Source organism: Bacillus sp. 220_BSPC (assembly GCF_001054655.1).
Taxonomy (GTDB): domain Bacteria; phylum Bacillota; class Bacilli; order Bacillales; family DSM-1321; genus Peribacillus; species Peribacillus frigoritolerans.
This window is the reverse complement of the sequence record NZ_JVPL01000152.1, coordinates 44,889-55,342: the sequence shown is the minus strand read 5'-3', so window position 1 is coordinate 55,342 and position 10,454 is coordinate 44,889. Positions and strand designations below refer to the sequence as shown.

Below are 10,454 nucleotides of genomic sequence, written 5' to 3'. Positions count from 1 at the left end.
ATGTATGAGATTACTTACAGACTGTAGCTATGATATAAGTTAATCTTAATACCATACTATTCTTTAGGAGTTCATAACATGCTAATTAAAACAGTAGCCATCTATAATCGAATCTCAAGGGATAATAACGAATCTGAAGATGTTCTACTTAATCACAGGACAATTACTAAAAGATTATGCGAATCAAAATCATATAAGTACAAGTTATATGAAGAGATTGAATCGGGAGGCAAGTTTGAAGAGAGAAAAGTCCTATTACAATTACTTAAAGATATTGCACAAGGCTTGTATGATGGACTAGTTGTAGTTGAACTCAGTAGGATTGCTCGTGATAATCTCTATTCACAAATGATTGCAAAGGTATTAGAAGAGAATGATGTACCTATCATCACTCCAAGCAGAATATTCAATCTGAACGATGAATCAGACCGTTTTATGTTTGATGTATCTTTAACATTTATATAATTCTTCCTGTGTAGGTTTCATTTTTAAGTATGGTATTAATAGAAGTTAAAGTGAATGCTTTACCAGTTCTCGTTTTTTGTCCTGTTAGCTTTCTAACGATAGTGGGGATTCCATTACCGTTCTCAGCATAGTTGAATATCTGTCGAACAAGGTTAGCTTCTGATTCAACTATTACAAGCTTCTTGTCATCCCCTCGTATGTATCCAACGGGAGGGACACCTTGCACCCATTGACCTCGTCTTACACCTTCTATTTTACCGTTCCTCATTCTGCGAATGATAGTTTTTAACTCTTTACTTGATATCATCGATTCATAACGTGCGTAATGCTTCGAGTTTGTAGAGCTAACTCTTCACAAGTGTTATTAGACTAAAACAGTATAAAACAATGTAGCTGAAGTCAACCTGGGTGCAAACTAAATATAATACCTTTTATGACCTCCTATTTAACTAACTAATCCCTCCTTGTCCTTGTCCTTGCACACCCACCTATTTACAAAGCATATGATAAGTTGACTATTTAACATCTGGAGGACAATCAATAATGTATTCAAATGAAGATTTCTATAATTATCATCCATATTATAATGGATATTTTCGTCAAACGAATGACACCCAATTAGCAAGCGATATTCAGAAAGCAATTAATGCGGAGTTTAGTGCTATTGCTTGTTATGAAAAGTTAGCCAATAACGCACCTACACAAGATGAAAGGAACAAAATACTTGAGATTCAAAAAGATGAAAGACGTCATCTTGAAGAGTTCAGCGGAATTTATACAAATTTAACAGGTAGGCAGCCCACTTATAAAATCACTGAAGAATGTCCTGAAAAGTATAGAGCAGGAATCGAATTTGCCTTTAAAGATGAACAAGAAGCCGTTGATTTTTATTTAGATATAGCAGATAAGGCACAGGATACTTTCATTAAAGAAAGATTTCGACGTGCAGCAGCAGACGAACAAAATCACGCTGTATGGTTTTTGTTATATTTTTCAATAAATCCAAAGGTAACGCACACCGAACGGCAAGTCAGAAATAAAATTGAGGTAAAAGATTATGGACCGAAACCATTTGTAGTGAATATCAATGAGGCTACGAAGCAAAACAGTACCTATCGTACCGCTTTATGGACAGGAAAACATTTGCAAGTTACATTGATGAGTCTTAACGTTGGTGAAGATATTGGTTTAGAAATTCACCCTAACCTTGACCAATTTTTACGTATTGAAGAAGGTCAAGGGATTGTTCAAATGGGCAAGAGAAAGGATAATTTAGACTTTGTAAGAAACGTTTATGATGATTCTGCCATTATGATACCTGCAGGAACATGGCACAATGTAACCAATACAGGTAATACCCCTTTAAAACTTTACTCGATATATGCTCCTCCACAACATCCATTGGGTACGGTTCATGTAACTAAAGAAGATGCAATAGCTGCGGAAGAAGGCTACGGTCATGGCAATGGAGATACAACAGTTATTTCTGGTAAGACTCCAGATGAATGGATACGGTACACTGAATTTTTGGTAAAAGAAGGGTTAGAGGATGTTAAAAGAGGAATAAATGCAACACACATTCTTCAAGAATTTATTCTAATGGGAGTTCTTGTAGGGAAAGGATATTCTCCCGAAAAAGCATATGAAACAGTAGAAGAATGGGAACGTACAGGAGAATCAAAACTTCTTCAGCAAAGCAAAAACATGTAGAATTAGAGAATTTTGGATTGGCGAATCCCTTTTATTACTACATTAAAGACATAAAACAAAATGTCAAATCCACGATCGGGTTGCTGAGGAAGAGAGAACTAAGATAAAGGCTCGCCAAGCTGAAGGCATAGCATCGGCAAAGGCACAGGGTAAACACCTAGGAAGACCTAAAACATCTATTACATCCGAATTTGAAGAGGCTTATAAGTAATGGAAAGCAGGAGATACCACTGCAGTTGAAGCAATGAAGAAATCAAATATGACTAAGGCTACATTCTATCGTAAGGTTAAGGAATATGAAGCAAACTAAGGAGACTCCATCAAGGTGTCTCTTTTTGTTTAACAAGTCCACATGGGGGGGTATATTTCAACATTTTCACTGGTGTCTTTGGCAGGTTATACCCATAGTCGGTTCATCACACGCCATAAAAAATTCAGACTTTCTTTAGCTAGAGTAGAGAAAAAAAAGAACCCTCTTTAAAACATTTCATATGTATGAAATGAAAGAGGGTTCTAGCACAAAATTATAAGTGAATGAAAGTCTATTTTTTCTTGCTCATTAGATGACGGTCTAAAATAAGGCCGGGGCTCCGAATCACCTTCTGGACCTCTGAAGACTTCTCTTCGCCCTTGGCGGTCCCAGCACTTCTGACATGATGATGCCATCAATCAGCTGCTTTTTGCCGAAAGACGGTCCTTTCCGATAGACCGGACTGTTTTTATCAGAAATCGTTGATGTAAGTTGATCTGCCTTCGCTTTTTGATACAAACGCTCTTGATCATACTTCTGTTGAATCCGTCTAAGCTCCGCAATCCTTTCATTCGCTTCGTTCTTCGTCTCATCGATCACTTCTGCAGCCTGTGCTGGCTGCTGTTCGACTTTCCTTACGGGAGCAGGAGCAGGCGTTTGCTGCTGATTCCCTTGCTGCATTTCACCTTGAAGCTCCTGCATGACCTCCTGCCATTTCTTTTTCGGAGGGGTGTTAGGATTTTGAGCCTGTTTTTTCTTTCCTAACATGGACGTTAAAATACCGATCAAGACAATGATAAGGAATGGGTTCTTGAGAAAGAAATCAATAAAATCTCCCATTTAAAGACCTTCCTTCCCTGACCTAATAATTATTATGGTTATTGTTGTTATCTTTTGGATTTTCGGATATTTTACTGATGGAACCGCGCATATCCGTATCGGCCGTGATATTTTGGATATTCATATAATCCATCACTCCAAGGTTTCCGCTTTTCAGTGCATCGGCCATGGCCAGCGGAACTTCCGCTTCGGATTGAACAACCTTCGCTCTCATTTCCTGAACACGGGCAACCATTTCCTGTTCAAGTGCAACAGCCATCGCACGTCGTTCTTCGGCCTTTGCCTGGGCTATTTTCTTATCGGCTTCGGCTTGGTCCGTCTGTAAGATGGCCCCGATATTTTTACCGATATCCACTTCAGCAATATCAATGGAAAGAATTTCGAATGCCGTCCCTGAATCCAACCCTTTCGATAAAACCGTTCTTGAAATCAAATCGGGATGTTCCAGTACATCCGTATGCATTTGCGAAGCACCGATCGTCGATACGATCCCTTCCCCTACACGGGCAATGATCGTCTCTTCACCGGCACCACCGACCAGGCGTTCAATATTGGCCCGGACCGTGATCCTTGCCTTCGCTTTCACTTCAATACCATTCATCGCTACACCTGAGATGAATGGAGTTTCGATCACTTTCGGGTTAACGCTCATTTGAACGGCTTGCAGTACATCACGACCGGCAAGGTCAATGGCTGCACCCCGTTCGAATGGTAACGTGATATTGGCGCGTTCTGCAGCAATTAATGCATTCACCACTCGATCGACATTACCGCCTGCAAGGTAATGGCTCTCCAATTGATTCGTCGAAACATTGATTCCAGCCTTATGGGCCTTGATAAGGGGATTGACGACCCTGCTTGGTATAACACGGCGAAGCCTCATCCCAACTAATGTAAATATACTGATTTTGACTCCTGCCGCTAAAGCGGAAATCCATAACATGACTGGTACGAATGTGAAAAACACTGCCAATACGATGATAGCAGCAATCACTGCCAGTACAATAAATATCGTTCCTGAAGTTATCACTTAATGATTCATCCTTCCTGTATCTTATAATTTTAATTTGAATCCGGAATTTCCCGGACGACTACCCTTGATCCTTCAACTTTAACGATAATGATTGACGAACCTTTGGAAATAAAGCTTCCTTCGGTCACGACATCCACTCTTTCTTCTTTGACCAAAGCTGTTCCTGAAGGCCTCAAATCTGTAAGGGCCTTCCCTTCTACACCTAATAAATCCAAACGATTCGGATTGCTGACATATCCTTGTTCCGTTTTTGTTGCATCGGTTAATATCATTTTCCTGAAAAATTTCATCTGTTTTCCAAACACCTTTACAAGTAGGATGAATACCAAAATGGATACGGTGACCGCAATTAGCAAGGATATCGTCATATGGACCGGATCACCTGTCGCAAGGAACAGACTCCCCACTATCGCTGTAAACCCGAGCAGCCCGATAATCCCCCCTGGGATAAAAAATTCAATCAGTACGAGAATGACCCCAATGATGAACAGCGCTAACGATTCGTATCCGGTGATACCGGCTACAAGATGACCATAGAAGAATAAGACAAGACTGGTGATTCCAATTACGCCCGGAATTCCAAAGCCGGGTGAAAACAATTCCATCACAATCCCGATTCCCGCTATCGTTAATAAAATGGGAACGACGATCGGGTTGGTCAAAAAGCGGGCTAGCTTCTCAGGAAAGCTTTCTTCGATTGACCGAATATCAGCATCTTCAACCCCAAGTATACTATACAGCTCCGCTTTTCCAGAGACAGTGCCTTCGCTATACCCAGCCTTTTTTGCCTGTTCGGCTGTAAATGTCAGCAACTTCCCTTTTTCCGCTCCATATTCGGGTAGATCGATGTCAACATCCGCCATCGCCTGGGCGTATATGGGATCACGTCCATTTTGTTCAGCAGCAGTCTTCATGGCAGCCAACCAATAAGATTGCGCTTTCTTACTTGCAGCGTTCCCTGTTGAATCAATCACAGCTGCAGATCCCATGGTGGCACTCGGAACCATATAGATCTCATCCGCACTTAAAGAAATGTATGCCCCTGCAGATAAAGCCCTATTATTGACATAGGCAACTGTCTTTATTGGTGAATCCGCCAGTAACTTTGCAATTTCCCCTGCTGCATCCACAGCACCTCCAGGGGTATTCACCTCGAAAACGACAAGATCTGCATCTGCTGCTTCAGCAGTGGTCAGTGCTCGTTCCAAAAAGGCCGAGAGTCCCTTTTCCACCGTTTCTTCAATGGGTACATGGTAAACGATCTTCTCGTTTGCAGATACCGTCGCTCCACCAAAGGAAGACATGGTGAACAGCAATCCAAATAGGAGTACAGATAAATAACGCCAAATTTTCAACGGAACGCCCCCTTTCCCGTATTAAACGCGGTAAGTGTCCCATTATCCAGGAACTTACCAGTAAATTCAGCCCGCAACTAAAATTCGAATAAGGAGCAATTGAAGCAACCCTTTACCCTGTTCTTTAGTTATTACGTATGTATATGAAAAAGGTTTCAAAAAAAGCAAATAAAATTAAAAGTGCCACAATTATCTTGGGCTTCGTTTCAATAATATACGCATAAAATTCATGAAATACACAAAAACCACAGGCAATTTGCCTGCGGTTAGGTTTCGAGTTTTAAGTTTAGAGTTTAAGATAGATGTTGTTGTACTAATTTGTTAACTAGAGAACCATCCGCTTTACCTTTAACTTTAGGCATTAAAGCTCCCATAACTCGGCCCATATCTGCTTTGGATGTTGCATTGACTTCTAAAATCGTTTCGTTAACGATTTTAGAAATGTCTTCTTCTGAAAGTTGCTGAGGCATATATGCCTCTACGTATACTAGTTCGGTGCGGACTTTATCCACGAGATCTGAACGACCTGCGTTTTCAAACTCCTGGAGGGAGTCTTTGCGTTGTTTTAATTCGCGAGAGAGCACTGTCAATTCTTCATCATCTGTTAAATCCTGTCTCAGCTTCAAGGCTTCGTTTTGAATAGAAGCTTTCAGCATCCGAATAACAGATAGTTTGTCCTTTTCCTTGTTCTTCATCGCTTGTTTCATATCATTATTTAAACGCTCGAGAAGACTCATCTTTCCACCCTCTCTTAGAATTTACGTTTTCTTGCAGCTTCAGACTTTTTCTTACGTTTTACGCTTGGTTTTTCATAAAATTCACGCTTCCTAGCTTCCTGAAGCGATCCTGCTTTAGATACAGTACGTTTGAAACGACGAAGAGCATCTTCAAGCGATTCGTTTTTACGAACAACGGTTTTAGACATCTCTTTCCCTCCCTCCGAAAACAACACACTAACTCAAGTTGTCAACATGTTATACATGTACTAAACAATTATAATATATCATCTTTAGCAGGTCAACCAATAAAATCAAACTTATTTTGAATATAATCAAGTTATTATCATAATTTTTCACCAAACGATGATTCAACTTGCATGAAAATCCAATTTATAGCATGTCTCCCGTTAATGGGCCATAAGCTTACTATGAGGTGACAGTCATGCATGAGCTATTTTTATTCATTTTATTCATTGCGATATTTCTGGCAGGTATGTCAGTTTTACGAATCGGACTGTTCAATATGTCCGGTGCAGCATTAAAAACATTTCTCTCAAAGGTTACGGATAAGCCATGGAAAGGCTTCTTGGCCGGAACCATCTTTACCGGGATCCTGCAGAGCAGCTCGGCGGTCATGGTCATGACGGTCGGCCTTGTTTCCGCAGGAAGCTTAACATTCCCGCAAACAATCGGGATTATTCTTGGAACGAATATCGGATCCACCTTTACAGCAGAGTTCATGACTTTCTCTTTGGATCGCTGGATCATTCCCGGTGTCGTAAGCGGCGCTTTCCTTTGCTTCATGCCAAAAGCATTGCCGAGAAGCCTAGGAATGTCCCTGATCGGAATCTCGGCCATCTTCGCGGCGATGAGCGGTTTTAAAACGCTTTCGACACCTATTGCAGCCTATCCATCCATACAAACGCTTATCCAGTACATAGAGGGCCATATGAGTTATGCCCTGATTGCCGGGTTATTATTGACGGCACTCATTCACTCCAGTTCTGCAACCATCGGGATAGCCATGAGTTTTTTGATGAATGGGGAGTTATCCGTGTCCTCGGCAATCATCATCATGCTCGGATCGAATATCGGCACTTGCATCACCGGATACATGGCCAGCATCGGTTCTGGCAGACAAGCTGCCTTCACAGCTTATGCACATATTTGGCTGAACATCATCGGGGTTGCCGCATTCCTGCCTTTTGTGGACATCCTGGAAAGTACGGCTGCCTATTTCACCGAAAACAAAGGGACACAGCTCGCGCATGCCAGTGTCATTTTCAATATCTTGACTTCTTTGGCCGTCTTGCCATTCGCACGGCGATTCTCCAACCTCATTCTTTTGGTGCATCGGCCACACTTAAAAAAATAAGAGCTGTCCAAAAGTCATTGGCAACTGACTATGGGACAGCCATAAATAAGATAGACATAACCTAAACGCATGGATATTAAGGGCGGTAAACGATTTCAGCTAATCTTTTTATCATTAGTTTTATGGTTCAATAAGCTCAAACCACTCAATAATACAACAGCTACTATCAAAATCAGCAAACTTTCATTAGAGAATGATGTTAGACAAAAAGCAGTTACTGCCATTATAAATAAAACGGTTATTGAAGTGTAAAATTTCACCATGCATTAAACCATTCAAAATGAAAACCCAATTTAATATAAGCATGTTTACACCCTGTTTGATACCTCCTAATATCTATTAAATCCACAATAAACTTATTTTTGAATGTATGGGTTCCAAAAATGATACAGGTCCTCTTTTTTATGGAAGAAATAAGCCAATAAAATTGCCAGTTGAATTATTTTTGGAATCAATAAAAAACAGGCGGAGAAAAAATAATTCATTGTTCTCCGCCTGCTTTGTTTTAGGGAATTATACGGTCCTTACAATATCAATAATCGGAATCAGCTGTTAAGCCCTTCACGATGGAGACACCTGCACTCGCTCCAATTCTTGTTGCACCAGCTTCAATCACATTCTGGGCATCGCTCGTGTTGCGGACCCCGCCTGAAGCTTTGACACCGATATTAGGGCCAACCGTTTTTCTCATAAGCGCGATATCTTCAACTGTCGCTCCGCCGGTCGAAAAACCAGTTGATGTTTTCACATAATCCGTTCCGGCTTTTACGGCCAATTCACATGCACGGACTTTTTCTTCATCGGTCAATAAAGAAGTTTCAATGATCACTTTTGAAAGAGCCTTACCAGTGGATGCCGCTACCACAGCACGAATATCCCGCTCTACCAACTCATCATCCTTGTCCTTCAATGCGCCGATATTGATCACCATATCGACTTCGTGAGCACCATTGGCGATGGCATCTTTCGTTTCAAAAGCTTTGGTTTCCGGTGTGGTTGCACCTAGAGGGAAGCCGATAACCGTACAAACCTTCACTTCTGAACCTTCCAAAAGTTCACTTGCATATTTCACCCAAGTTGGGTTTACGCATACGGAAGCAAAGTTATACTCTCTCGCTTCTTCGCATAATACCTTTATTTGCTCTTTGGTTGCATCTGCTTTTAATAACGTGTGGTCAATTAAACCTGCTACATTTTGTGACATTAATAAATCCTCCTCAAAAACAATCTATACCTAGTTGTACGTACCTCTCATGATACCATAGTTTAACCAGTTTGACGATATATATAGTCTTTACCCGAAAGTGCCAAGAAAACACATCTAAAAAAGGATAATAAAAAAAGACAGCGATTAACCGCTGTCTTAGATATTGGATGCTTGTTGTAACGGAAAATCCTTCACGACCGTCACGAACTGCCCTTCACTAAATGGATAGCCAGATTTTGTGATTTTAACTTTGACGATTTCACCGACCATTTCTTCCGATGCCGGGAAGACGACTTTCATGTAATTATCTGAGTAGCCCTCATAAAGTCCATTTTCCAACTTCGTTTCAGGAATGACTTCCAGAACTTCCCCCTCGAATCGGGAGGCATACTCTTTTGCCAACTGATCCGACAACGTAATAAGGCGGTGGACTCGTTCATTTTTGATATCTTCATCCACTTGATCTCCCATACGGGCAGCTGGAGTCCCTGTCCGTTTTGAATAAGGGAAAACATGAAGTTCGGAGAATTTATATTTTTCTATAAAGTTATATGTCTCCATGAATTCTTCTTCAGTTTCACCCGGGAAACCTACGATGACATCAGAGGTAACAGCAAGACCCGGAAGTGCAATTTTCAGCTTTTCGATTCGATCACCGAAGAAATCCATCGTATATTTACGTCTCATCCGTTTTAGAACGGTATCGGAACCCGATTGGATTGGTATATGCAAATGACGTACCACTTTTTTCGAATTCGTCAGCACTTCAATGATCTCATCTGTAATTTGGCTGGCTTCAATGGATGAAATACGGATACGCTTCAGCCCATCGACTTTTTCCAAGTCCCGCAGCAGCATCGCCAAATTATAGTCTTTCAAATCATCTCCGTAGCCGCCCGTATGAATTCCGGTAAGGACTAGCTCTTTATAGCCTGCCTCGACAAGCTGTTCAGCCTGGTGAACGACTTCCTTTGGATCGCGGGAACGCATCAAGCCACGTGCCCAAGGAATGATGCAGAAAGTGCAGAAATTATTGCAGCCTTCCTGAATCTTCAGTGAAGCGCGTGTACGGTCTGTGAAAGCAGGTACATCCAACTCTTCGTAGACACGGTTTTTCATGATATTTCCTACGGCATTGATTGGTTCACGCTCAACCTTGAATTGCTCAATGTAATCAAGCAGTTTAACCCTGTCTTGTGTTCCTACAACAATATCCACACCTGGTATGGCCATGATTTCTGCCGGCGATGTCTGTGCGTAACATCCCGTTACCGCTATGACGGCATTCGGATTCTTACGAATGGCACGACGGATGACCTGACGGCTTTTCTTATCGCCAGTGTTTGTCACCGTGCATGTGTTGATGACATATACATCTGATGTATTTTCAAACTCAACACGATCATATCCCCCAGTTTTGAATAATTGCCATATAGCCTCTGTTTCATAATGATTCACTTTACAGCCTAATGTATGGAAAGCGACCGTTGCCATTTTTCA

Annotated in this window: 10 protein-coding genes and 3 pseudogenes; 5 read left to right on the top strand and 8 right to left on the bottom strand. The window is 41.3% G+C overall.

Annotation, left to right across the window (positions count from 1 at the left end; genetic code table 11):
• Nucleotides 1–78: 78 nt before the first annotated feature.
• Nucleotides 79–465, top strand: coding sequence for a recombinase family protein (locus ADA55_RS10065; protein WP_048682898.1), 387 nt, complete (start codon nt 79–81; stop codon nt 463–465).
• Here the strand turns inward: ADA55_RS10065 and ADA55_RS10060 are convergent.
• Nucleotides 458–733, bottom strand: a complete 276-nt coding sequence (locus ADA55_RS10060) for a recombinase family protein (RefSeq protein ID WP_048682896.1) — start codon at nt 731–733, stop codon at nt 458–460. The genes ADA55_RS10065 and ADA55_RS10060 overlap by 8 nt on opposite strands.
• A gap of 275 nt (nt 734–1,008) precedes the next feature.
• On the opposite strand from ADA55_RS10060, the pseudogene ADA55_RS30435 reads away from it, so the two are divergent.
• The 3 pseudogenes from ADA55_RS30435 to ADA55_RS30425 all read left to right on the top strand — a co-directional run.
• A pseudogene (locus tag ADA55_RS30435) lies at nt 1,009–1,449 on the top strand (ferritin-like domain-containing protein); the annotation flags it as partial.
• Nucleotides 1,450–1,512: 63 nt separating this feature from the next.
• Nucleotides 1,513–1,914, top strand: a pseudogene (locus ADA55_RS30430) (cupin domain-containing protein); the annotation flags it as partial.
• A 325-nt stretch (nt 1,915–2,239) separates the two neighbouring features.
• A pseudogene (locus tag ADA55_RS30425) lies at nt 2,240–2,485 on the top strand (recombinase family protein); the annotation flags it as partial.
• A gap of 285 nt (nt 2,486–2,770) precedes the next feature.
• Here the strand turns inward: ADA55_RS30425 and ADA55_RS10050 are convergent.
• The 5 genes from ADA55_RS10050 to rpsU form a co-directional block, all read right to left on the bottom strand.
• Entirely contained in the window at nt 2,771–3,265 is a 495-nt protein-coding gene (locus ADA55_RS10050) for a hypothetical protein (protein WP_048682893.1), read from the bottom strand.
• Nucleotides 3,266–3,287: 22 nt separating this feature from the next.
• On the bottom strand, nt 3,288–4,277 hold the full coding sequence (gene floA, locus ADA55_RS10045) for a flotillin-like protein FloA (protein ID WP_375792916.1): 990 nt from the start codon (nt 4,275–4,277) through the stop codon (nt 3,288–3,290).
• A 50-nt stretch (nt 4,278–4,327) separates the two neighbouring features.
• Nucleotides 4,328–5,602: an NfeD family protein gene (locus ADA55_RS10040; RefSeq protein WP_082162836.1), complete on the bottom strand. Its 1,275-nt coding sequence runs from the start codon at nt 5,600–5,602 to the stop codon at nt 4,328–4,330.
• 344 nt (nt 5,603–5,946) lie between these two features.
• Nucleotides 5,947–6,390, bottom strand: a complete 444-nt coding sequence (locus ADA55_RS10035; RefSeq protein WP_048682886.1) for a GatB/YqeY domain-containing protein — start codon at nt 6,388–6,390, stop codon at nt 5,947–5,949.
• Between the two features lie 14 nt (nt 6,391–6,404).
• Nucleotides 6,405–6,578: a 30S ribosomal protein S21 gene (rpsU, locus tag ADA55_RS10030; protein ID WP_028391853.1), complete on the bottom strand. Its 174-nt coding sequence runs from the start codon at nt 6,576–6,578 to the stop codon at nt 6,405–6,407.
• 236 nt (nt 6,579–6,814) lie between these two features.
• Between rpsU and ADA55_RS10025 the strand changes: the two genes are divergently transcribed.
• On the top strand, nt 6,815–7,747 hold the full coding sequence (locus ADA55_RS10025; RefSeq protein ID WP_048682881.1) for a Na/Pi symporter: 933 nt from the start codon (nt 6,815–6,817) through the stop codon (nt 7,745–7,747).
• A 532-nt stretch (nt 7,748–8,279) separates the two neighbouring features.
• Here the strand turns inward: ADA55_RS10025 and deoC are convergent.
• Nucleotides 8,280–8,951: a deoxyribose-phosphate aldolase gene (gene deoC, locus ADA55_RS10015; protein ID WP_048682875.1), complete on the bottom strand. Its 672-nt coding sequence runs from the start codon at nt 8,949–8,951 to the stop codon at nt 8,280–8,282.
• Between the two features lie 159 nt (nt 8,952–9,110).
• Complete coding sequence (gene mtaB, locus ADA55_RS10010; RefSeq protein ID WP_034308527.1) at nt 9,111–10,448, bottom strand: tRNA (N(6)-L-threonylcarbamoyladenosine(37)-C(2))-methylthiotransferase MtaB; 1,338 nt, start codon at nt 10,446–10,448, stop codon at nt 9,111–9,113.
• Nucleotides 10,449–10,454: the final 6 nt, after the last annotated feature.

Coding starts and splice junctions, on each gene's coding strand:
- rpsU (WP_028391853.1), bottom strand. CDS start 6,578: ATGTCTAAAACCGTTGTTCGTAAAAACGAATCGCTTGAAGATGCTCTT.
- ADA55_RS10025 (WP_048682881.1), top strand. CDS start 6,815: ATGCATGAGCTATTTTTATTCATTTTATTCATTGCGATATTTCTGGCA.
- deoC (WP_048682875.1), bottom strand. CDS start 8,951: ATGTCACAAAATGTAGCAGGTTTAATTGACCACACGTTATTAAAAGCA.
- ADA55_RS10040 (WP_082162836.1), bottom strand. CDS start 5,602: ATGTCTTCCTTTGGTGGAGCGACGGTATCTGCAAACGAGAAGATCGTT.
- ADA55_RS10060 (WP_048682896.1), bottom strand. CDS start 733: ATGAGGAACGGTAAAATAGAAGGTGTAAGACGAGGTCAATGGGTGCAA.
- ADA55_RS10050 (WP_048682893.1), bottom strand. CDS start 3,265: ATGGGAGATTTTATTGATTTCTTTCTCAAGAACCCATTCCTTATCATT.
- mtaB (WP_034308527.1), bottom strand. CDS start 10,448: ATGGCAACGGTCGCTTTCCATACATTAGGCTGTAAAGTGAATCATTAT.
- ADA55_RS10065 (WP_048682898.1), top strand. CDS start 79: ATGCTAATTAAAACAGTAGCCATCTATAATCGAATCTCAAGGGATAAT.
- ADA55_RS10035 (WP_048682886.1), bottom strand. CDS start 6,390: ATGAGTCTTCTCGAGCGTTTAAATAATGATATGAAACAAGCGATGAAG.